General features: G+C 67.7%; 20 protein-coding genes and 2 pseudogenes. 5 read left to right on the top strand and 17 right to left on the bottom strand.

Annotated elements, in window-relative coordinates; all coding sequences use genetic code 11:
* Window positions 1-100 precede the first annotated feature (100 nt).
* From dapF to AC5P1C_RS39755, 9 genes are all read right to left on the bottom strand, one after another.
* Complete coding sequence (dapF, locus tag AC5P1C_RS39795; RefSeq protein WP_493870870.1) at window positions 101-997, bottom strand: diaminopimelate epimerase; 897 nt, start codon at window positions 995-997, stop codon at window positions 101-103.
* Window positions 994-2,040 (bottom strand): fatty acid desaturase, encoded by a 1,047-nt coding sequence (locus tag AC5P1C_RS39790; RefSeq protein ID WP_493870869.1) that lies wholly within the window; start codon window positions 2,038-2,040, stop codon window positions 994-996. Before AC5P1C_RS39790 ends, dapF begins: the two co-directional genes overlap by 4 nt.
* A 192-nt stretch (window positions 2,041-2,232) precedes the next feature.
* Entirely contained in the window at window positions 2,233-3,066 is an 834-nt protein-coding gene (locus AC5P1C_RS39785) for a hypothetical protein (protein ID WP_493870868.1), read from the bottom strand.
* Window positions 3,067-3,285: 219 nt separating this feature from the next.
* Window positions 3,286-4,143, bottom strand: coding sequence for a helix-turn-helix domain-containing protein (locus tag AC5P1C_RS39780; RefSeq protein WP_493870867.1), 858 nt, complete (start codon window positions 4,141-4,143; stop codon window positions 3,286-3,288).
* A gap of 64 nt (window positions 4,144-4,207) precedes the next feature.
* Window positions 4,208-4,465 (bottom strand): hypothetical protein, encoded by a 258-nt coding sequence (locus AC5P1C_RS39775; RefSeq protein ID WP_493870866.1) that lies wholly within the window; start codon window positions 4,463-4,465, stop codon window positions 4,208-4,210.
* Window positions 4,466-4,811: 346 nt separating this feature from the next.
* The gene (locus AC5P1C_RS39770; protein ID WP_493870865.1) at window positions 4,812-5,573 is read right to left on the bottom strand and encodes a GntR family transcriptional regulator; all 762 of its coding nucleotides are present in this window, start codon (window positions 5,571-5,573) and stop codon (window positions 4,812-4,814) included.
* A gap of 522 nt (window positions 5,574-6,095) precedes the next feature.
* The gene (locus AC5P1C_RS39765) at window positions 6,096-6,686 is read right to left on the bottom strand and encodes a transposase (protein WP_493870864.1); all 591 of its coding nucleotides are present in this window, start codon (window positions 6,684-6,686) and stop codon (window positions 6,096-6,098) included.
* Window positions 6,647-7,192 (bottom strand): helix-turn-helix domain-containing protein, encoded by a 546-nt coding sequence (locus AC5P1C_RS39760; RefSeq protein ID WP_493870863.1) that lies wholly within the window; start codon window positions 7,190-7,192, stop codon window positions 6,647-6,649. Before AC5P1C_RS39760 ends, AC5P1C_RS39765 begins: the two co-directional genes overlap by 40 nt.
* 142 nt (window positions 7,193-7,334) lie before the next feature.
* On the bottom strand, window positions 7,335-8,789 hold the full coding sequence (locus AC5P1C_RS39755; protein WP_493870882.1) for an IS701 family transposase: 1,455 nt from the start codon (window positions 8,787-8,789) through the stop codon (window positions 7,335-7,337).
* Here AC5P1C_RS39755 and AC5P1C_RS39750 point away from each other — a divergent pair.
* Window positions 8,688-8,903: pseudogene (locus AC5P1C_RS39750) on the top strand (transposase); the annotation flags it as partial. The gene AC5P1C_RS39755 and the pseudogene AC5P1C_RS39750 overlap by 102 nt on opposite strands.
* A 152-nt stretch (window positions 8,904-9,055) precedes the next feature.
* Here the strand turns inward: AC5P1C_RS39750 and AC5P1C_RS39745 are convergent.
* Window positions 9,056-9,361 carry a hypothetical protein gene (locus tag AC5P1C_RS39745; protein WP_493870862.1) on the bottom strand — a complete coding sequence of 102 codons (306 nt, stop codon included), beginning with the start codon at window positions 9,359-9,361 and terminating at the stop codon, window positions 9,056-9,058.
* Window positions 9,362-9,641: 280 nt separating this feature from the next.
* Here AC5P1C_RS39745 and AC5P1C_RS39740 point away from each other — a divergent pair, with 280 nt between their 5' ends.
* Together AC5P1C_RS39740 and AC5P1C_RS39735 are read left to right on the top strand one after the other, a co-directional pair.
* Window positions 9,642-10,634, top strand: coding sequence for a transposase family protein (locus AC5P1C_RS39740; RefSeq protein WP_493870861.1), 993 nt, complete (start codon window positions 9,642-9,644; stop codon window positions 10,632-10,634).
* Window positions 10,586-10,922 (top strand): annotated as a pseudogene (locus AC5P1C_RS39735) (transposase family protein); the annotation flags it as partial. The gene AC5P1C_RS39740 and the pseudogene AC5P1C_RS39735, both read left to right, overlap by 49 nt.
* Before the next feature lie 55 nt (window positions 10,923-10,977).
* Here the strand turns inward: AC5P1C_RS39735 and AC5P1C_RS39730 are convergent.
* From AC5P1C_RS39730 to AC5P1C_RS39700, 7 genes are read right to left on the bottom strand one after another with little or no spacing between them, the layout of a single operon-like run.
* A complete protein-coding gene (locus AC5P1C_RS39730; protein WP_493870860.1) occupies window positions 10,978-11,862 on the bottom strand; it encodes a PaaX family transcriptional regulator in 885 nt (294 codons plus the stop codon).
* Between the two features lie 5 nt (window positions 11,863-11,867).
* A complete protein-coding gene (locus AC5P1C_RS39725) occupies window positions 11,868-12,362 on the bottom strand; it encodes an acyl-CoA thioesterase (protein WP_493870859.1) in 495 nt (164 codons plus the stop codon).
* Window positions 12,329-14,704 carry a bifunctional salicylyl-CoA 5-hydroxylase/oxidoreductase gene (locus tag AC5P1C_RS39720; RefSeq protein WP_493870858.1) on the bottom strand — a complete coding sequence of 792 codons (2,376 nt, stop codon included), beginning with the start codon at window positions 14,702-14,704 and terminating at the stop codon, window positions 12,329-12,331. Before AC5P1C_RS39720 ends, AC5P1C_RS39725 begins: the two co-directional genes overlap by 34 nt.
* A complete protein-coding gene (locus AC5P1C_RS39715; protein ID WP_493870857.1) occupies window positions 14,701-16,335 on the bottom strand; it encodes an AMP-binding protein in 1,635 nt (544 codons plus the stop codon). The genes AC5P1C_RS39720 and AC5P1C_RS39715 overlap by 4 nt, the downstream gene beginning before the upstream one ends.
* On the bottom strand, window positions 16,332-17,267 hold the full coding sequence (locus AC5P1C_RS39710) for an acyl-CoA thioesterase (protein WP_493870856.1): 936 nt from the start codon (window positions 17,265-17,267) through the stop codon (window positions 16,332-16,334). The genes AC5P1C_RS39715 and AC5P1C_RS39710 overlap by 4 nt, the downstream gene beginning before the upstream one ends.
* Window positions 17,267-17,770, bottom strand: coding sequence for a cupin domain-containing protein (locus tag AC5P1C_RS39705; RefSeq protein ID WP_493870855.1), 504 nt, complete (start codon window positions 17,768-17,770; stop codon window positions 17,267-17,269). The genes AC5P1C_RS39710 and AC5P1C_RS39705 overlap by 1 nt, the downstream gene beginning before the upstream one ends.
* 59 nt (window positions 17,771-17,829) lie before the next feature.
* On the bottom strand, window positions 17,830-18,645 hold the full coding sequence (locus AC5P1C_RS39700) for a fumarylacetoacetate hydrolase family protein (RefSeq protein WP_493870854.1): 816 nt from the start codon (window positions 18,643-18,645) through the stop codon (window positions 17,830-17,832).
* 123 nt (window positions 18,646-18,768) lie between these two features.
* Here AC5P1C_RS39700 and AC5P1C_RS39695 point away from each other — a divergent pair, with 123 nt between their 5' ends.
* Together AC5P1C_RS39695 and AC5P1C_RS39690 are read left to right on the top strand one after the other, a co-directional pair.
* Window positions 18,769-19,203 (top strand): RidA family protein, encoded by a 435-nt coding sequence (locus AC5P1C_RS39695; RefSeq protein ID WP_493870853.1) that lies wholly within the window; start codon window positions 18,769-18,771, stop codon window positions 19,201-19,203.
* Window positions 19,204-19,606: 403 nt separating this feature from the next.
* On the top strand, window positions 19,607-20,665 hold the full coding sequence (locus tag AC5P1C_RS39690) for an MBL fold metallo-hydrolase (protein ID WP_493870852.1): 1,059 nt from the start codon (window positions 19,607-19,609) through the stop codon (window positions 20,663-20,665).
* Window positions 20,666-20,903 lie beyond the last annotated feature (238 nt).

Below are 20,903 nucleotides of genomic sequence, written 5' to 3'. Positions count from 1 at the left end.
CCCCCACATTGAATCTGCTTGGTGAAGAAGTCCGTACAGTCTGGGCCCTCGTCGTAGGGGCTGTGACCCATCTCCGGCCCTACCGAGGGTGCTGTCGAGGTCATGTGGGGTCGGGCCGTACAAGCAGCCTGACCTTTCCCTCGGCGACGAGTACCGCAGGGCCCTGCAGCTCCGTTGCGCCATCAGCCCTGACCCTCACGTGGAGCCGGCCGCCGGGCACGTCCACGTTGTAGCGAGCGGGTCCGGTGTGTCCGCGTTGGTGACGGTGGGCTGCGACTGCCGCACACGCTCCTGTTCCGCACGCGGCAGTTTCGCCGACGCCCCGCTCATGGACGCGCAGAGCGAGGTGATGCGAGGAACGTACGCATACGAACTCCACCGTCACGCCCTCGGGATACACTCCGGGAGGGGCGCCGACCGCCGGTGATTCTCTGAGAGCACCTGGATCACCGAGGTCGTCGACGAAGGCCACCGCGTGTGGATTGCCCATGTCGACCTTGACCGCCGGCCAACGGCCTCCAGTAGTTGTGACACGGATGCCTTCCGGGCCGGGGAGCCGGGGGTGCGCCATCTCGACCGTGACGGCAGTAGTGGCCCCCCGGAGGTCCAGGGGCGGCGGAACGTGGACGCGTCTAACTCCCGCGCGTGTGGCCACCCACTGCTCGCCCGGACTGGAGAAGCCGGCCTGTACCAGATAGCGGCCGAAGACGCGGAGACCGTTTCCGCACACCGAGCCCAGCGAGCCGTCGGCGTTGCGGTAGTCCATGAACCACTCGGCCGTGGAAGCCATCGGCGCGGCTTCGATGACCGCGGTGGTGCGTACGGCCCGGAGAACGCCGTCAGCCCCTATGCCACTGTGCCGGTCGCACAGCCAGACCACCTCGTCCGCTGACAGCGTCAGACGTCCCTCCGGATCGGACAGGATCACGAAGTCGTTGTATGCCCCGTGTCCTTTCGCGAAGGTGACGTCCTCGTGGACCGAATGTTCGTCCGTCATCGGGCTGCGGGGGAGGGGACAGCGCTCGCGCCGGCCAGTGCCTGCCGGTGATGGCGGATGACCGGGGTCTCCCCGAAGATCAGCCCGCCCGGCGTGTACGAGGGTATGCCGACGGCGCGGTCCAAGGCCGGCAGATAGTTCCAGCGCACGGCTGGGTGCGCCGAGTGCGCGAAGTGGAAAAGGTCACCGTAGGGCAACCAGGTGGCGCGCGCGAAGGCCGAGAGGAAGCGACTTCGCGGATAGAGGCGCAGACAGCGTGCGGCTTCCACCTCGATCCGAGTGCCGCCGAGCCGCTCTGCGTCGAACCACCGGTGCTCTACCAGCAGTGACATCCAGGCGAGTTGCGGGTAGATCAGCAGCCGTGGGACGAGAAAGACGAATACCGCCGCTTGCCAGCCGAGCAGGAGCCACAGGGCTATGGGCACGGCAGCGAAGGCAGCCAATGGCAACCAACGGTGCGACGATTGGCGGAAGTTGCCGTGGATGGTTGTGACCGTGTCGGCAATGCCGCCGCGAGTGAGGGGGAAGGCCACGGCCCGCAGGAAATCCAGAGGAGAGACGCCGGGACGGAGGCCGGCCCGTTCCAGGTCGCCGAGGTTGGGGTCTACGCCGGTCAGGGTGGCGTTGGGATGGTGATCACGTACGTGGCGCTGCCAGCGCACCTTGACGGGGACGAAGCCGAGCGGCAGATGTACGGAGGCTTCCGTGATGAGAGTGGAGAAGGCGCGACTACGGGTCAGAGCGCCGTGTACGGAGAAGTGGCTCACTTCCTGAAGATGGCGCATCTTGACCGCGCCGATCGCGGCTCCCAACGCCCATCCCCAGGGGCCGGTATGGACGGTAAGCAGGCACCAGCCGACTACCTCGATCCAATGCCCGAGCAGCAGCAACGCCGGAGTGAGGTCGTTCAGGCGTCGACGTTGCATCGCCATGATCTTGTGCAGGCTGTCGAGTGGCTGGCCCTCGTGTCGGGTGCCGAACCACAGGCGGTCAATTTGTCGGAGGACAGTGCCGACAAGAATGATCCCGAAGTACGTCGCCACGTGCTGCCCTTCGTCGACCCCCGGTCCGGCCATGCCGGTGGCGGGCGATCAACGTCCCTCAAGAGCGCAGCACAGCTGGGTGGCCGATGGTGATCACCGGCCACCCAGAATCTAATGCATTAGATTGATGTTCGGGCGACAACGTGGACTTTCATGTGGACGACAGACGGTTTCTCGCCCTGTTGCGTGAGGTCACCGCAAGTCGAGGGCGGAACGTGCTGTGTCCCCGTCCCAGGCGCCCGTCGGCATCATCGTCCGCGCCGCCCGTTCGTACTCTGCCAAAGAGTGATCAGCGCTGTGCGGCCCATGGCCCCATGTGCCGTTGAAACGAGAGGACCAGCGTTCGGTGTTCTTGAAGTAGACGGAGCTGCGCCCGCGCGCGTAACCAGCGTCCCCTTGTTCTTCTTCCACAAGGACGGCGGCCTGGGCCACGACCACGTAGTCGACGGCTTGTTCCGGCCGCAGTCGATCGCGCACCGCGAGGCCGCACTGCACACCCAACGACCGGTGATGGTCGATGAGTTCGAGCAGTGGGCGTGCGAACAACTCGTCGGCGAGGTCATCGGCCTTGCAGATGAAGAGGCGCTTGATAGTGCCGCCGCTCGAGATGAGTCGGCGGTTGGCGGCGAGGTACTCCCGCCGTTGGGTGAGGAGGTTGGGGCTGGTGGTGAGGTCGGCGGCGAGCACGCGCTGAGGGGCGCTCCCTGAAGCGATGAGCGTCTCGAGGAGCGTGACAGAGAGGCGCGGTACGTCCGATGCGTAGACCTGGACGTGGCCGTCCGCGATTTCATCGAACCCGGCCAGGAGGTCGCGTTCCAACTCGGCGCGGATCAGACTGAAGTAGCGAGCGTCCGCCATGTCGGCGTCGTTGGCTCGACGTAGCTGAAGATTGACACGTCGCATCCGGTCCTGGTTCACGACCAGCATGATCACTATGGCGGTCTCCACCGCCAGCATCACTTCCAGGAGCGCGTCCTGTTGGCTGACCCAGCCCACTACGGGCACGGCGAGTCCGACGATGCCCACCAGTACATTCAGTGTCTGGGATTGCAGGGCGTTCGCCACACGGACACCGACCTGTGGGCGCACGGGTGTTGCCACTTGTGATCCCCCCTCCGTTCGCGACATTACGGAGAGTATTTATTCATGAATGTGTCACTGGGGGCAAGGAGTTGGAAAGAGAGGAGAGTCGAGCGGGCGGCGCGATTCCAGTGGGTAATTCTGATGCATTCGATTCGTTGGCGCTTAAGCGTTATCCGGGGCAAAGTGCGAGAGCGCTCGGGCGATCCTTTCGACGGCCGGAGGCCCGTACACGGCCTGGTGGTGAAGAGCTGAGAAAGTCGCCGCGTACTCCGCGACTTCATCGTGCTGCGTGATGGTGAGGTAGCCGGAGACGAGTTCGACGTTCGCTTGCCGGTCGTCGAACAGCCAGAAATCCTCGGTCGGCCACATCGGCCGTCGGTCCTGCTCCCGGGGGATCACTCCCAAGGTGACGGAGCGGAGATTCGCCACCTGCAGGAGGCGGGTTAGCTGGTCGAACATGACGGTGGGCGTGCCGACGCGGCAGTGCAGCACCGCTTCCTCAAGGAGAACGGCGAAGGTGCGGTCGCCGGTGGTCAGCAGAGTCTGCTTGCGCTCTCTGACCTCGAGTGCTGCCTCGACATCGTCCGGGAGGGAACGGCGGTCCCGAAGCGTTGAGAGGATCTGCCGGGTGTAGTCGCTGGTTTGCAAGGGGCCAGGGACCAGAGAGCTTGAGTACGCCTTGAATCTGCGGGTCTTCTCCCAGAGCGGCAGAACCTGTTCCTGGGCCACCCGCAGCCCGGTCTGCTCCATCTGCGGCCACTCGATGTACATGCCTTCGAGGGTGCGGAGAGTGGCGAGGAGCTCATCCGCGATGTACGGCCTGCCGCAGGCTGTGGCCCAGGCCCGGATGTCCGACTCCGAGGGTCTTTGCTCTCCGCTCTCGATGCGGCTCGTTTTGGAGCCGTACCACTGAGAGCGTTCGGAGAGCTCTCGCCCACTCAGTCCTGCGACTTCGCGGAGTTCGCGTAGTTTCTGGCCCAGGCGGCGCTGCGCTTCGAGGGCATTTGAGGGTTGCGTCATGCTTCCAGTGTGCGGAGTAGGTTGCGGGTCCTGCCAGCCAGCTGGCAGGACCCGCGGACGCTGCCTACGAGCCGAAGGCTTCGACGGGCCGGCCCGGTTGCTGAGCGGCCAGGGGAATGTGATGCCTGGGGATCAGGGGTAGCAGGCGGGCCGGGAACTCGATGACGGTCTCGTGATCAGGGACCTGGATCTGGGTGAGACGCCGGGCGTCCAGAACCTTCCACGACTGAAAGAGGTAGGTGTTCGACTCGTCGTCGTAGTAGAGCGTGGGACTTCCGTTGTTGGGGCTCTCCGGGTCCTTGCAGAGCAAGTGCAGGGCCACACAGTCCTCCTGGGGTGCGTCGCAAGAGCGGCTGAACGCTGACGAGGTTGGGCGACAGCACAACGCGGCGACCACGGAATTGCGTCAGATTGCGGCAAGCCAGACAGCAGGGGGCAGGGATTGCGTCACATTGCGAGGCCAGAGGGCCGGAGCGCGTACCGTGGCCTCCGTCGGACCAACTGCTGGATACGAGCCTGCAATTGGCAGTCAGACGATGCCAATGGTGATCGCTGTGCCGTGTGTCAGAGAGGAGGCTTCCCTGGAAGCGAACATGTGTCCCACTCCGGTCATGAATGCACTGGACTGGGTGACTCCAAGATGCCCGGGCCGGAGCGAGAGACTTGTTTCAAGGCGCGACGCGCATCTCGTACGAGACCTCACAGCGCAAGTCGGGCACAAGGATGTCGGCAGTTTCGACGGGGAGATCGTCCGCTGTGAAGTGGGTCCGCTCGATGCGGAGCAGGGACTCGCCCACGCTGATCCCCAGAAGGTTCGCAAGCTCCTGTGTCGCTCGTCCGGGGCGCGGGGTCTCCCGCACCGTGGTCACGGCCAGACCGATGTGACGCATCCGCTCCACCACGCCCCGGCCGGCCAAGGGCCCGAGTTCGGGCAGTGCGACCGGTGTGTGCCCGGTGATGGCCATGGGCTCCCAGCTCGTGGCGAGTTGAACCGTCCGGCCATCCGCGAGGAACTCGTAGTTCGTGCGTACGCAGGCGTCACCCGAGGTGATGCGAAGCCTGGCTGCGATGTGTTCTGGTGCGGGAACTCGCGCGGAGGACTGGGCTTCGAAGCTGTCGCGCCGACCCACTCCTCGCAATGCGATGTGAAACGGGGGATCGGTGCTGGAAGCCGAGTATTCGGTCCGGGCCACCTGGATTCGCATCCGTGGGCGGCTGACATACGTGCCGGACCCGGAGCGACCTTCCAGCAGTTCCTCGGCGATGAGGAGTTCCTGAGCCTTCTGCAGAACATTCGGTCCTACGGTGTATTCGTCCGCCAACCTGGCGCGCGAGGGCAATCGCTCACCCATGTTCCACTCGCCGTCCGCGATTCGCTTTCTTAGGTCCGCTGCGACGCGGAGGTACGAAGGCGGCTCGGCGCGGCCCATGCAATGACTCCGTAATGAACCTTGCGGGCTGGATGGTGTGCGTCGACAAGCTAATTCATCAGGCAGAATCTAATTAATTGGAAACACTCTGAGTTAAGGCCTGCTGGGAGGTGGATTCCTTGGGCACCGTGGAGAGCCGTGCCTCAACGCTGGCTGCCCGTTTGAGGCAGGTCCTCGGGAAGGAGCCGAAGACGTGCGCAACAGCCGAGGGTATGCGGGTCGAGATCGCCGTATCGGAAGCGTTGGACGAGCCGCGAACGCTCGTCGTGCTGGATACTCTTCGGACAGCCGACAGGTTCGGGCATGAAGTTGCAGCTGATGGCGGGCTAGTCTGGGCCGAGTTCCTCAGGTAGATGGTGAGGGCGGCAGCGGTTCCGTACGAGGTCGAGTGACCACGAAAGAGTTCAGCGTGAGGCGCCCGCAGGGTGACGTAGCCGTGCCCACTGTCCGTCTTCTTCAGCGTTCGCGACACACGACCAGGCCACACACCGAAGTCCGGCTGGAGTACTACTGCTCGATTCCTCAAAGGCGGTACTCAAAGCGGCGGCGGAGACTACGGGTTGGTGGGGCTGGTCTGCCCCAGATCCAGGGTTTGGCGCGGGCGTTGAGCTGGGCGGTGGCCACGGTGGTCACTTCGGTGATGTCGTCGGGGCCGCAGAAGGAACGGCCGGCCAGGGCGGCCTTGCGGAACAGCCGCCACCAGCCTTCCTGCAGGTTCAGCCAGCAGGCCCCGACCGGGATGAAGGCATGGTGGATCCGGGGATGGTCTTCCAGCCACTCGCGGGTGGACTTACTGTTGTGGGAGGAGAGGTTGTCGGTCACGATCCAGATCGCCCCGGTCGGGTTGGCGTCCTCGACCTTCCGCAGGAACTGCTGGTAGTTGATGCTGTTTCGGGAGGCGGCGGTCATGGTGATCTCGATGCCGTCGCGCACGCGCAGGCCGCCGTAGACCCACGTCTTCTCCGGGCCGCGGCTGTAGTCGAGCTCGTTCTTGATCCGGTGCCCGTCGGGCGACCAGCCGGGCGCGGGCGGGAAGGCGCGCGGGATGACCGGTCCGAGCTCGTCCGCACAGATCACCGTGGAGCCCGGCGGCGGGTCGGTGTAGAGCTCCACGATCCTCGTCCTTTTGGGGAGAACTCCGGGTCCCGGCTGGTGATCCAGGTGCGGGTACGGCGCCAGCGCACGCCCTCAGCCAGCAGGATCCGGCGAACCTGGGAGCGGCCGACCTGGATCCCCTCGGCCTGAGCGGTGGCAGCCAGCGCGTCCAGGGTCCACTCTTCCGGGCCCTGCACGTCGGCCGCCCACAGTTCATTGGACGGCTGGATCTCCAGCCGGCCTGGCGGGGTCAGCTTGACCAGCGCGATGATCCGGGAGCGTTCGTCCTCGGTGATCCGGCGCTTGCGCCCGCACCCGGGCCGGTCCCCGAGCCCGTCCAGGCCCTGCGTGTTGAACCGGTGCAGCCACTTGCGGACCGTCTTCTCGTGACAGCCCAGCCGGACCGCGATCACCGGAACACGCAGCCCGTCCCAGCTCAGCACGATGATCCTCGCCCGCAGAATCCAGTCGGCCGGCGCATGCCTTGCCCCGGCCATCCTGCGGACCTTCCCCTCCTCCGCCACGTCCGAAGCCGGACGGGCCGACAGCAACACCGGCACAGCAACTCGCCCCCGAGCACCCCGAATCGAGCCCCGCTGCCATACACCTACCCCGCCAAAGCGGAATCGAGCAGTAGCGGTAGTTCGTTAAATCCGGCGGTAGAGGTCAATGCCGTGTCCGGTGGTGACGGCGTCGATCAGGGCCTGGAGTTCGGCGGGTGGGTCCTTGTCCGTCCAGGCTCGCCACCATCGGTTGATGGTGGCGGCGGGGGTGAGCCAGGAACGGATGGCTCGTAAGGCCCTGGGCCAGCAGGGCTGTTGGTGCTGGTGGGACGGGGCTGGTCCCCCTCTCTGCCCTTTCTTCGGGGCACGGGTCCGGCGCGGTGGCATCCACGGGGCCGGGTGGGGCGAACCACTGGTCCCAGCAGAAGGAGAACGCACAGTTGACCAGGGTCTGGTGGCGGCGGATGGCGCGGTCGGAGCGGACCTGGAAGTCGGCCCAGCCGAGTTCGTCCTTGATCTGCTTGTAGCTCTGCTCGATCCACGGCCGAAGTCCGTAAAGCCGGACGATCTCGGCGAGTTCGGCCGGCGGGTGCGCACTGGTGGCGGCCTGGGGTGCGTCGGGGTGGGGCAGGTTGGTGGCCAGGTACCAGGTGGCCTTCTCCGGCAAGGTTGCGGGGTCGGTGGTGGCCACGACCAGGCGGCAGGGTGAGTGGGGGCCGTAGCCGCTCAGGCGGGCATCGGCGGCCCACCAGGTTTCGGTGTGCCCGTCGCGGAAGTGACGCTCCACCGGTGTCCACTCGCCAGGGTGCTTGGCATCCTGCCAGGTCAGGGCGTGGGCCGCGTCGATGGGGGTGTGTGGCTGGTCGGCCGGAGCCCAGGTGCCGCGGTGCCGTTTGAGGGCGACCACGTAGGCCAGGCCGGCCTCGCGCAGCGCGAGGGACCACGTGTCGCTGACGGAGTAGGCGCAGTCGGCGACCACCGCACGACAGCCGAAACCCGCTTCCTTCCCCCGGACTGCGAGAGCGGCGGCCAGTTGCGGTTTCGTACGGAAAGCCGGGTCCAGCCGGGCGCGGGCGAAGTGGTGGGCGGGGGTGTAGGGGGTGGCGTGCAGCGGGTAGTACACGCGGCCGTCGGTCCAGACCGTGGTCACCGTGACGATGCCGTTGTCCGTCTTGCCCAGCCGGCCCAGCCACTGCCGGCCCACATTGGCGGTGGCCGTGCCGTCCTTGCGGTCCCCGGAGTCGTCGATCACGATGACCCCGCCGCCGTGTGGAGCCGTCGCCGATTGCTCGCGCAGCAGCTCAAGCCGCCGCTCATTGACAAGTTCGGCCTCCCAGGGCGACTCGGACAGGAAGAACTGCAGCCGCTGCACCCCCGGCATCCCCGCACCGGCCACCGGCTCCGCCCCGGCCAGGCAGGTGAGCGTCTTGTTCCGCTCCCGCGGCGCCAGCAGCCCGGTCAGATACTCGCGAAACTCATGGGCTGGCTCAAGGCGGCCGAAGACAAGGGCGAGTTGATGCATGGGGTGGAACCCGAGGTCGTCGAGCAGTGGGCGTTGATCGAGTCGGTGATCACGGGCTGGAAACAGGACCGGGTGAGCCGGTCGGCGACGGGGGATCCCGGGGCCTGCGATCTGAGGGAGGTCGTGAACGCGATCTTCTACCAGAACCGGACGGGCTGTCAGTGGCGCTATCTACCTCATGATCTGCCGGCCTGGTCTGCGGCGTTCTACACAACAGTGATCATGCTCGGTTTCGGCCATCGGCGACAAGGCCAACTGCCCGCCTGTGTGTCGATTTCCACCAACCTGGTCAGCGTCTGCGGGACCGAATCTGGAGATCGTTCCGGCCTTCTGCAACAGCTTGAGGCAGTTGCAGGCACCTTCTACACGGGCGGTGCGTCCTGAGCGCTGTCGGGCGGTGGGCCGGGCTGTGTGTAGTCCATCGCGGTTCGGTTGGCGTACGAGGACTCGGGTGTCGGAGATGACGGTGCTACGGACTCATCAGCTTCGACGTGCTGACCCCCGCGCTGGGTTCGCACGCTCGCCTCCTTCTGGAGGCCGGACACTCGATGGTCCGCGCCGCGAGCAGTGCTGCGAGCCTTGATGGCCTCGGCCCGAAGCTGCTTGGCTGCCTCGTTGTCCTTGGCCTTGGCCCGCCGAAGCAGCGCCGCCTTCTCCTGTTGAGGCATGTCCGCTTCCGTAAGCACAGCTTCGCGTCACTGACGGGTCCGGCCTGCCCGGCAACTTCCTGGAGCCGCGTGTTCATCTGCTCCAGCTCCTGTCCGGTCTCCTCACGGGTACGAAGTAGTGCCTTGCGGTCCGCCTCAACCGCAGCACGCTCGTCACCGCGGAGCGCCGAGCGCCCGAAACGGCCCGTCGCGGCCAGCTGCTGTTCGAGATTATCGATACCGGCCTGCGTGCCGTTCAGTCGGGCGGTGCGTTCAGCGATCGTGCCGTACCCGCGAGTTGATGGTGGCGTGCCCGGGCTGCGGGCGTGGTTCCGCACGGGTGCACAGCAGATATTCCCGCACCTTGGCCGATGTCGCTGTCGGTGGCCGCCCGGTGCTGATCAGGCTGTCGGTGCGGCGGCTGTTCTGTGACGCTCCGGGCTGCGGCCGGCGGACCTTCGCCGAGCAGGTCCATGGGCTGACGGTGCGCTATCAGCGTCGCAGTCCGCTGCTGCAGCATCTGGTGGAGATGGCCGGGGTGCTGCTGGCCGGCCGCGGGGGCGCCCGGTTGCTGCAGATCTTGAAGGCGCCGCCATCGCGTGATCCTCATGGCCCTGCTCCGCCGCCGCTACCGGTGACGGAGCGTCACTGGCGCACGGGAGCGCCACCCGACGTCACGAAAATCTTGCCAGGGCCACGTTCAGGTGTACGCCGACAATCGGGCATGTACGGCCGATTCTCCGGCGGACAGCCCCTCCTGGCCGGTCACCACTCCTACAAGTCCGCGCTGCGCGACCAGGAGCGGGCCGACAACGCCACCCGGCGCAGCATCGAGGCCCGCCAGGAGGCCGAGCGTGCCGAGCAGAGGGCGAAGCAGGCGCAGGGCGTTGCCGACCTCGCCGCGATCGAGCAGGGCCGCAGCCGCGAGTGGTGCCGCGCAGACTTCCGGCCGGGCGACGTCGTCCGCGTCCGCGACTTCCGCCGGGACATGCCCCTCACGAGCACCTACCGGGTCAAGCGCGCCAACACCAAGACGCTCACGCTGGACGGCGGCGGGGGCGGATGGGATGACCCCAAGCGCACCTACGACCGCGTGCTCTCCCGCACCCGCGACGGCGTCAACGTCATCGGAAGGCAACCGAGTGGCCGCGAACTTGCTCGTTCTCAAGGTCACCACGGTGACCTTGGCCCAGAGCCCGCCGGATTCAAGGCTACCGAGCATCCACGCTCCGGGGGTTCAGAAACAGGCACATCTGGGCCTCGGACGCACTACCCGGAGCCGTGCACGATCTGACCGCGGCCGGGCTCACGGCATCCCCGCCGTCCTGACCGCCGACGACATCAAGTGCTGGGCGGACAAGGCGTATCAGGGTGCAGGCCCTGCTGTCCGCGTCCCGTTCCGGGGCAAGAATCTGCGCGGCTGGCGTCGGCGTCACAACCGCGATTATGCCAAGATCCGCAGCCTCGGCGAACGTGCCATGGCCACCCTCAAATCCTGGCGCATCCTGAGGAACTCCGCTGCAGCACCACCCGGATCACCGCCGTCGTCCGTGCCGTCGTCGCCCTCGAACTCACCACCTGATCAAGATGAAAAAGGCTCACCGACTCCGTGGACAGCGTCTGCGAACGGGAGCGGGTCACCCGTGCTGCGTCGCCTCCGCCCCGTCCGCCGGCGCCCGGGTGGGCCAGTAGGGCGCGGCGTGGGCCAGTGCCCGGCCTTCCAGTATCGTGACCATACGTTCGAAGAGCTGGACGGCGGCGGAACCGCTCCAGGTGTCGGTGAGCACTTCAAGCGGGAGCCCGGGGTCGCGGAAGGGCAGCTTGCGCCAGTGGTCGATCACGGCGAGATACGTGGTGAGGGCGTGTCTGCCGTCGATGAAGGGGGCCTGCGCGAGGCGGTCGGCCTCCGGCTCGTAGGCGCCGACGAACTCCTTGTAGCGCCGATCGATCTCGTCGATGTCCCAGCCGTTGCCGACCAGCGCCGTCAGGTCCTGGCCCGCGGCGTAGTGGCCGACGAAGACGGCGCACTGCTTGGACAGGTCCAGTTCCTCGATGACCCTTTGTGCCGCCTGCAGCATCCGGGCGGGCGCGATCCACACCGCCGAGCCGGTGTTGCCGAAGCCGAGCGACGTGAGATGGGCGGTCAGCTGGTGGCGTTTCGCGCGGGCGGACTCTGGCACGGAGAAATTGACGAGGCACCAGCCGTCGCTGAGATCGGCGGGCTGACGGGCGTGCCAGATGACCTGGTCCCCCGCTGCGAGGGCCGCCAAGGCGGTGGGCGTCAGCGCGTAACCGCGCACGCCTGAGCGGGGCTCCGACTCCAGCCAGCCTCGCTTCTTGAGCCGGAACACCGCCGTGCGGACGCTGGAGGCGTCCAGGCCCGACTGTGCCAGGAGCTCCACCGTCGCCCCGATCGGCATCCAACTGCCCATCTTGCGAACGACGGCGCCCAGGAAACTCACCAGCAGCGTGCGGGACAGATGCGTGGCGGAGGTGGTCTGCGTTTCCTGGGGACTGCTCACCCGACTCAGTATGGCCGATGTTCGGCAGATGCTCGCATACACGCCTGAAGTGCGGTGATCCACTCCGGCGGCCAGGGCGAACCGGAGGCATCGCCGGGGGAGGTGTGATCGATGTGGGCGGTCACGTAGCGGCCATGCGCCGCCCTACGGCTCGGGCGCCCCCGGAACTCCTCACCCCGGACCTCGAACACGAACGTCATCGACGAGGTGCCGATGGCGGCGAGTTCCACCGTGGTGCGGGTTTCCTGGCCGAAGAACAGGGGCGACTCGAAGTTCACCTCGTAACGGACGCGCGGTGCGGCCGGAAAGTAGCCGTAGAGGCCCAAATCGTCCATGAGCCGGGCCTCCGCGGCCTCCACGAAGCGCACGACCGTGCTGTTGTGGTAAATGCCTGCGGCATCGGTGTCGATCCACTCGATACGCGAGCGATGGACGCCGGTCAGGTTAGGCAGGGGAGCCGAGCCGGTCATGCGGACGCCGGACGCGAACGCGGCGTCCACCTCAGGTGCGTGGAGCCCGTGGTGCCCTCCCTCAGCAGTGACAGCCGGGGCGGGATCTTGTCGGTGCGCGTGGTGGGCGGCTTGCGGCGGCCCGCCTTCCACTGCACGGGCCACTCGGCGCCGGCGCCCCGGTACTCCTGTTCGGCCGCGGCCTGCAGGGTCCACTGCGGGTTGTACAGATGGGTGCGGCCCAGGGCGCACAGGTCGGCCCGGCCGGCGAGCAGGACGGAGTTCATGTCGTCGTAGGAGGAGATCGCGCCCACCGCAATCACCTTCACGCCCGTGGGCCCGGCGGCCTTGTGGCGGATCATGTCGGCGAACGGCGTCTGGTAGGAGCGGCCGTAGGCGGGCTTCTCGTCCTTGGTGACCTGTCCGGAGGAGACGTCGATCGCGGCGGCGCCGTGCTCGACGAAGGCGCGGGCGATGTCCACGGCGTCGTTCTCGGTGTTGCCGTCCGGCACCCAGTCGGTGGCCGAGATGCGGACGGTCACGGGGATCCGCGCCGGGACGGTCCGCCGGACCGCGTCGAAGACTTCCAGCGGGAACCGCAGCCGGTTCTCCGGACTGCCTCCGTACGCGTCGCTGCGCCGGTTGGCGACGGGCGAGAGGAAGGACGACAGCAGGTACCCGTGGGCTGCGTGCACCTCGATGAGGTCGAAGCCGGCCTGTACGCCGCGTTCGGCGGCGGCGGCGAAGTCGGCGACCACCTTGTCCATGTCCTCGCGCGTGGCCTCGCGCGGCACGTGGCAGCCTGCTCCATAGGGGATGGTGGAGGGGCCGATCACCTCCCAGTTGCCCTCGTCCAGGGGCTCGTCGATGCCCTCCCACATGAGCTTCGTGGAGCCCTTGCGGCCCGAGTGACCGAGCTGCAGGCCGATCTTCCCACTGGTGCGTGTGTGCACGAAGTCGGTGACGCGGCGCCAGGCGTCGCATTGCCCGTCGGTCCACAGCCCGGGGCAGCCCGGGGTGATCCGGGCCTCGGGCGATACGCAGACCATCTCACTCATCACCAGGCCCGCTCCACCGAGGGCCTTGGAGCCCAGGTGGACGAGGTGGAAGTCGCCGGGGACGCCGTCCTGTGAGGAATACATGTCCATCGGCGAGACGACGACGCGGTTCTTCAGTTCCAGCGGGCCGATGCTGACCGGCAGGAACATCGCGGGCGCGGTGCCGGGGGCCTGCTGGCTCCGGGCGAACTCGCTCTCGATCATGGCGGCGAACTCGGCGTCGCGTTCCTTCAGGTTGTCGAAGGTGATCCGGCGCGAGCGGGTCAGCAGGTTGAAGGCGAACTGGGCGGGGTCCTGCCCGACGTACATGCCGATGTTCTCGAACCACTCCAGCGACGCCTGCGCGGCACGCTGGGTCGACTCGACGACCGGCTTGCGCTCCGTCTGGTAGGCGTCCAATGCCGACGCGACGGTGGGGTGCTCGTGCAGGCAGGCTGCCAGCGCGAGGGCGTCCTCCATGGCGAGCTTGGTGCCGGAGCCGATCGAGAAGTGGGCCGTGTGGGCGGCGTCGCCGAGTAGGACCACGTTCTCGTCGTACCAGCGCTCGTTGCGGACGGTGGTGAAGTTGAGCCACTTGGAGTTGTTCGTGAGGACCTGGTGTCCCCGCAGCTCCTCGCTGAAGATCTCGGCGAGCCGCGCGACGGCGTACTCGTCGGAGGCGCCTGGCGGGAACACCTGGTCGGCGGTCTGGTCGAATCCGGCGCGCCGCCACACGTCCTCGTGCATCTCGACGATGAAGGTCGAGCCGTTCTCGGAGTATGGGTAGCCGTGGATCTGCATGGTGCCCCACTCCGTCTGCTTGACGAAGAACTGGAACGCCTCGAAGACGAGATCGGTGCCGAGCCAGATGTATTTGTTGCTCCGGCGGTCCAGCGACGGCCGGAAGACGTCGGCGTACTTGGTGCGGACGGCGGAGTTGAGGCCGTCGGCGGCGAGGACCAGGTCGTGGGAGACCCGCAGCTCGTCCACGTCGGGCGCCTGGGTGCGGTAGTGCACCGTGACGTCGAGCTCGGCCGCCCGCCGCTGCAGGAGCTGCAGAAGCTCCTTCCGGCTCATCGCCGCGAAGCCCTGCCCGCCGACGGTGAAGCGGTGGCCGCCGAACTCGATGTCGATGTCGGTCCAGCGGGCGAACCGGCTCTCCATTGCGGCATGGACGGTCTCGTCGGCGTTGTCGATGCTGCTGAGCGTCTCGTCGGAGAAGACGACGCCGAATCCGAAGGTGTCGTCGGGTGCGTTGCGTTCCCAGACGGTGACCTGGTGGGCGGGGTCGATCTGCTTCATCAGGGAGGCGAAGTACAGACCTCCGGGGCCGCCGCCGACGACTGCGATCTTCATGCTGTTTCCTTCACGATCCGGCGGAGCTTGAAATGCTGGAGCTTGCCGCTGGGGTTGCGCGGCAGTGAGTCGGTGAAGCGCACGTCGCGCGGGTACTTGTACGGCGCGATCTGCTGTTTGACGTAGTCCTGTATGTCCTTGGCCTTCGCCGCGTCCCCGATCACGTCCTCGCGGAGCACGACGAAAGCGCACACGACGACGCCGCGGTCGGGGTCGGGCCGGGCGACGACCGCGGATTCGACGACGTCCGGGTGGGTGTCGATCGCGGCCTCGACCTCGGGGCCGGCGATGTTGTAGCCCGACGACACGATCATGTTGTCGTTGCGTGCCTGATACCAGAAGTAGCCGTCCTCGTCGCGCGAGAAGGTGTCTCCGGTGACGTTCCAGCCGTTCACGACGTAGTGGGCCTGCCGGTCGTCGTCCAGGTAGCGGCAGCCGACAGGCCCGATCACCGCCAGCCGTCCCTCGGCGCCCGGACCTAGCTCCTCGCCGTCCAGGCCGAGGACGGTGGCGCGATAGCCCGGGACCGGTTTGCCGGTCGCACCCGGGCGGATGTCGTCACCGGCTGCCGAGATGAAGATGTGCAGCATCTCGGTGGCGCCGATCCCGTCGACGACGCGCAGGCCAAGCTCGTCGCGCAGTTGCTGCCACAGGCCCTGCGGGATGTGCTCTCCGGCGCTGACCGCGCAGCGCAGTCCGGCGAGCAGTTTGCCCTGCCCGGTCTTGAGGATCTGCTTGTAGGCGGTCGGCGCGGTGGCCAGCACGGTCACACCGTGATCCGCGACGAGCCGGGCCAGCTCGGCGGGGGCGGCCGCCTCCGTCAGCAGCGCGCAGGCTCCTGCCCGCAGGGTGAGGACGACCAGCATGCCGAGGCCGAAGGTGAAGGCCAGGGGCGCGGTGCAGGCGACCACGTCATCGGGGCGCAGCTGGAGTGTGTGCTGTCCGAAGGTGCCGTCGATCGAGAGGATGTCGCGGTGGAAGTGGACGGTGATCTTCGGGACGCCGGTGGTGCCAGAGGTCGGGCCGAACAGCGCGACGTCATCGGCGGCGGTGTCGGCGGCTTGGAAGTGACCCGACTTGGAGGCGGCCCGCCGGCTCAGGTCGTCGGCGGTCTTCCCGCCGTATGCCATCACCACCAGGTCGGGGGCGACCGTGTCCCGGACGGTGAAGACGTCGTCGAGGAAGCGGTGGTCGACCAGCGCGAAGGCCGGCCTGGTCTTTTCCACGATCGGCGCCAGCTCCCGGGCGCGCAGGGCGGACATGGTGGTGACGGCGATGCCACCCGCCTTGAGCACGCCCAGCCAGGCGGCCACCGTCCACGGGGTGTTCGGGGAACGCAGCAGCACCCGGTTGCCGGGCACCAGGCCGAGGTCCTCGGTGAGCACCTGGGCGACCTGGTGGGCGCGCTGCCGGAGCTCGCCGTAGGTCCAGGTCTCGCCGTCGGGTGTGCGCAGGGCGGGCCGGTCGGGGCCGTGGACGGACATGGGACGGTCGAGCAGCTCGGTGGCGGCGTTGAGCCGCTCCGGGTACTGGAGCTGGTCGGTCGTGAACTCCAGCACTGGCCACCGGTCTGTGGGGGGCAGGTGGTCGCGGGCGAAGGTGTCGGCGTGCCCGCTGGGCGACAGACTCATCGGTGCCCTCCCTGGGAGGCGCGGATCATTCCCTCCTGGACGACGGTGGCCAGGTGCGTGCCGTCGGGGGTGAAGAAGCGGCCGGTGGCGAGGCCGCGCCCGGCTTCGGCGGCCACGGCCTGCTGGACGTAGAGCAGCCAGCCGTCCGCAGCGCGCGGCTGTGGTGCCCGATGGAACCACATCGCGTGGTCGAGGCTGGCCGTGACCAGGCCTTCCCGCGCCCAGGGCAGACCGAGGGCGCGCAGTACGGGTTCCAGGATCGTGTAGTCGCAGACGTATGTGAGTGCGGCGGTGTCCCGCTGGAGGTCGGTGAGCCCCTCGACGGGTCGCAGGGCGTCGAAAGGCTTGAGCCAGACGGCCTGGTGGGGAACCTGCTCACCTTCGACGGCCAGGTACAAGGGTCCTGGCACATGCCGCATATCGAAGCCGCGTCCGGCGGACCAGTACTCCTTGGACCCCGCGGTCATCGTCCCGCCGGCGCGGCCCGCAAGGTAGTCGGCGGAGCTCTCCAGTTCATCGGGTCCTGGTACGTCCGCCGCGGTCAGGCGGTCGGGCGGCCCTTCGGCGTAGCTCGCTCCGGGCTCACCGGCGGCGAAGTTGGCCAGGCACACGTACAGCGGCTTGCCCCGCTGGTATCCGCGGACCTGACGGGTCGCGTAACCGCGTCCGTCGCGCAGCAGCTCCACCTCGTAGCGCACCGTCTCGCCGATCTCGGCGGGGCGCATGAAGTAGGAGTGCATGGAGTGCAGTTGTTTGCCGTCGGTGACGGATCGCATGGCGGCGGCGGCCGCCTGGGCCACGAGGTCACCCCCGTAGGCCTTGGGCCAGGGGCAGGGCTGGGTCTCCGCGGTGAACGCGAGGTCGTGGTGCTCGGGCTCGGCGGGGGTCAGGGTGACTGCGGCGCTGAAGATCTCCGAGGTGATGTCGGTCATCAGGAGCGGTCCAGCCAGTCGAGGAGTTCGGCGTCCGGGACCTGGGGGAGATTGACCACGATGTTCTCCGGGGTGCGGGTGGTCATCCAGGTGAGGGGCCTGTTGCGGTCGAGGTTGCACTCGACGTGCGGCATGAACGGCGGGACGAAGACCCAATCCCCTTCCGACATGTCGATGTAGTCCTCAAATTTCTTCCCGAAGTAGATTCGCGCACGGCCGGAGAGCACGTATCCACCGGTCTCGGCCTCGCCGTGGTGATGGGGGACCGAGCGGTAGCCCGCGTCGTTGCTCACCTTGCCGAACCAGATCTTGGTGGCCGGGGTGTGCTGGGCGCTGACCCCGGATATCCGGGTGGCGCCGTCGGACTGGCCGGTGCTTCCGGGCTCCGCACCGCCACGGGTGACGACCGGGACCACCAGGCCGCTCGCCGTGGCGTACGTCGAGTTGTCGCCCTCGATGGCGTACGAGCCGTACGGCCCGGAGGGGCCGGGGGTGGGGTCCATGAAACTGCTCCTCGTTGTGGGTGGAGAGGTCTGGGGGGCGTGGGGGGGGGGTGTACTGGTCAGCTTTCGAACCGCAGGGTGTTGCGTAGGGTGCCGATGCCGGAGATCTCGGTCTCGACCACGTCTCCGTCGGCGAGGAAGCGCGGGGGCTTCCGGGCCGCGCCGATACCGCCGGGGGTACCGGTCAGCACGAGGTCGCCCGGGCGGAGCAGGGTGAAGGCCGATATGTAGGCGAGCAGGTCGGCGGCATCGAAGACGAGCGTCCTGGTGGTGTCGCGCTGGACCTCCCGGCCGTTGATCCGGCAGATCACATCCAGGCCGGCGGCAGGGTCGAGTTCGTCCGGTGTGACGACCACAGGGCCGACGGGCGTGGTCGCGTCCCATGCCTTGCCCTGGAACCACTGGAGCGTCCGGTACTGCCAGTCGCGCACCGAGATGTCGTTCGCCACGGTGTAGCCCGCGATCCCCTCCAGCGCGGCCTTCCGGTCGGCGTGCCGCAGCTGCGCGCCCACCACGACGGCAAGTTCGGCCTCCCAGTCGACCTGGAGCCCTTGCGGCAGGACCAGGTCGGCGTCCGGGCCGGTGAGGGTGTCGGCGTACTTGGCGAAGAGCGTGGGGTACTCCGGTAGCTCACGTCCTGTCTCCGTGATGTGGTCGGCGTAGTTCAGGCCGCAGCAGATCACCTTGCCGGGTGCGGGCAGCGGCTGTACTGGGAGGGCCCCGTCGAGCACCTCGCCGGCCAGAGCGGCGGCCCGCGCCGGTGACATGACCGCCAGCAAGGCGGACAGATCGGTGGCGGGGAGCGCCCGCCAGACGTCCCCCTGGAGTACCGCGGCGGTCGTGCCGGCCGCGTGAGCGACGGTCCCGAGGCGCATGGACGTTCCCTCTCTTCCTGTGCCGCGATCCGCAGGCACATTTCATTTCTCCTACGACCGTCACCATGTTGTCAATAGCTGCTACGGTGGCGATCAGCCAGCACCCGTACCGCAGGAGCCCTCATGACAACCACTTCGGCCCACCTCCCAGTCAACCCCGCCTCCCTGCCCAAGCCCAGGGGTTACTCGCACGGAACGCTCAGCGGCAACACACTCCACCTGGGCGGACAGACGGCCCTCGACAAGGACATGAAGATCGTGCCCGGCGGCATCGTCGAGCAGTTCCGGCAGGCGTTCGGCAATGTCCTCGCGACCCTCGCGGACGCGGGCGGCATACCGGATGACCTGGTGAGCATCACGCTCTACCTCACCGACATCCCGGACTACCAGGCGCACGGCAAGGAGATCGGAGAGGTGTGGCGCGAGCTGGCCGGCCCGGTCTACCCCGCCATGGCCGGCATCGGCACGACCGCACTGTGGCAGCCCGAGGCCATGATCGAGATCCTTGGCGTCGCCGTCATCCCCGACGAGCGCCTGGCACTTCGCACAACGCCCTGACCAGTCCCGAACCCTGCCGCGCGGCGCGGTCGGACACGCTCCGATCGCGCCGGGCCCGGCCACGGCACCCCACCCCACTAAGCGTCAGTTCGTTCCACATCGTTGACGGGCGTAATAAGGCTGCGATAGCTTCCGGGATCATCGCCGCCGTCCGTGCCGCACGGCAGGCCTGTGTGCCGCATGGCACCGGACGACCCGACCGCGACCCCAGCTCCCGACGAAGGGCTCCTCCGCCATGCCCGTTCCCGGATCCCCCACCCGACGCGGCGTGCTCGGCGCCGCACTCGGTCTCGGCGCAGGCTGCGCCTGCACGGCGACACCTGCCGCCGCCCGTGCCGCGACCCCCACCAGGCCCGCCCCAATGTCCAGCGGTCCGCCGCCGGACAGAGGAACGCACCTGGTCATGCTTGGCACCCAGGGCGGCCCCATACCAGGCCGGCGCGCCGCCACCTCGACCGCCCTGGTGGTGAACGGCGCGATCTACCTCATCGACGCCGGCAGCGGGCTTCCCGTGCGGTTTTACGAGTCAGGACTCGACTTCGGCGCCGTACGCGCCATGTTCATCACGCACCTGCACTCGGACCACTACGCCGACGCCTTCACCTTCTTCTCCGTGAACTGGACGAACTGGAACTTCCCCTCTCAACAGGTCCAGGTTCATGGCCCGGGGCGCGCCGACAGAAGCGACGAAGGCACCGCGCCCGTTCCGGGACTACCCACCACCCCCCACGCCCCACTCGTACGCCCCGAACTCCCCACACCGGGCATCGTGGACTTCTTCGAAGCTTCCGTCAGCGCCAACGCCTACGACATCAACGAACGGCTGCGCTCCACCCGCCGGTCGAACGGGGTGCCGATGGACCTGACCGGCACCAGCGGCGACGCGCTCATGGTCCCGCACGGGATACGCCTGCCGTCCGCCGCCACCTTCTCGAACCCGGTGCCCGAGATGAGTCCAGTCCCGGTCTACGAGGACGACCTGGTCAGGGTGACGGCGATCCTGGTCGACCATCCGCCGGTCTTCCCGGCCTTCGCCTTCCGGTTCGAAACGGCCGACAGGACGATCGTCTTCAGCGGGGACACCTCCCCCAACGACAACCTGATGCAATTCGCGCACGGCGCCGACGTATTGGTCAACGAGGCCATGGACATCGAGGCCGCCACGGCGCAGTTCGCCGGCCAGCCTATCCAGCAGACCATGCAGGAGCAGTTCACCAACGCCCACACCCCCTCCCGTGACTGGACCTCGCCCACCACCGGACGGATCAAGCCGGGCGTCGGTACGGTCGCACACCGCAGCGGGGTCAAATCCCTGGTGCTCAACCACATCTACCCCGGCGACGGCACCGTCCCCGACAGCCGTTTCGCCCGCGACGCGCGCAGCACCTACCGGCGGGCGGTCGTCGTGAGCGATGACCTGATGGTCCTCGACACCGCCGAACTGACCGGCCGTCGTTCCTGATCACACGGCTCCACCAAGCCGCTCGGTCGATGAGAGCAGCCGAACAGGGCGAACACCGACGCGGGCTGCCGCGGCCATGTTCTTCCTTTTCGCCGTGGGGTACTTCTCGGTTCCGCGGGAAGACCGACGGGTCGGCTACGTGATTCTGTGGTTCTGCCTAATGCTGGATTCCTCAAACGGTGTACGTATATCGGCGCCGTAGTTGGCGGGTTGGTGGTGCGGGTCTGCCCCAGACCCA

The sequence above is a fragment of the Streptomyces sp. A18 genome, assembly GCF_059026065.1.
This window is presented reverse-complemented; position numbering and strand designations above follow the sequence as displayed.

Bases quoted from the DNA above. Each gene is read 5' to 3' on its own strand.
- AC5P1C_RS39695 (WP_493870853.1), top strand. From the start codon at position 18,769: ATGACAACCACTTCGGCCCACCTCCCAGTCAACCCCGCCTCCCTGCCC.
- dapF (WP_493870870.1), bottom strand. From the start codon at position 997: ATGACGGACGAACATTCGGTCCACGAGGACGTCACCTTCGCGAAAGGA.
- AC5P1C_RS39740 (WP_493870861.1), top strand. From the start codon at position 9,642: ATGGTGGCGTGCCCGGGCTGCGGGCGTGGTTCCGCACGGGTGCACAGC.
- AC5P1C_RS39715 (WP_493870857.1), bottom strand. From the start codon at position 16,335: ATGAGTCTGTCGCCCAGCGGGCACGCCGACACCTTCGCCCGCGACCAC.
- AC5P1C_RS39720 (WP_493870858.1), bottom strand. From the start codon at position 14,704: ATGAAGATCGCAGTCGTCGGCGGCGGCCCCGGAGGTCTGTACTTCGCC.
- AC5P1C_RS39745 (WP_493870862.1), bottom strand. From the start codon at position 9,361: ATGCCTCAACAGGAGAAGGCGGCGCTGCTTCGGCGGGCCAAGGCCAAG.
- AC5P1C_RS39710 (WP_493870856.1), bottom strand. From the start codon at position 17,267: ATGACCGACATCACCTCGGAGATCTTCAGCGCCGCAGTCACCCTGACC.
- AC5P1C_RS39770 (WP_493870865.1), bottom strand. From the start codon at position 5,573: ATGGGCCGCGCCGAGCCGCCTTCGTACCTCCGCGTCGCAGCGGACCTA.
- AC5P1C_RS39690 (WP_493870852.1), top strand. From the start codon at position 19,607: ATGCTTGGCACCCAGGGCGGCCCCATACCAGGCCGGCGCGCCGCCACC.
- AC5P1C_RS39700 (WP_493870854.1), bottom strand. From the start codon at position 18,645: ATGCGCCTCGGGACCGTCGCTCACGCGGCCGGCACGACCGCCGCGGTA.
- AC5P1C_RS39780 (WP_493870867.1), bottom strand. From the start codon at position 4,143: ATGACGCAACCCTCAAATGCCCTCGAAGCGCAGCGCCGCCTGGGCCAG.
- AC5P1C_RS39705 (WP_493870855.1), bottom strand. From the start codon at position 17,770: ATGGACCCCACCCCCGGCCCCTCCGGGCCGTACGGCTCGTACGCCATC.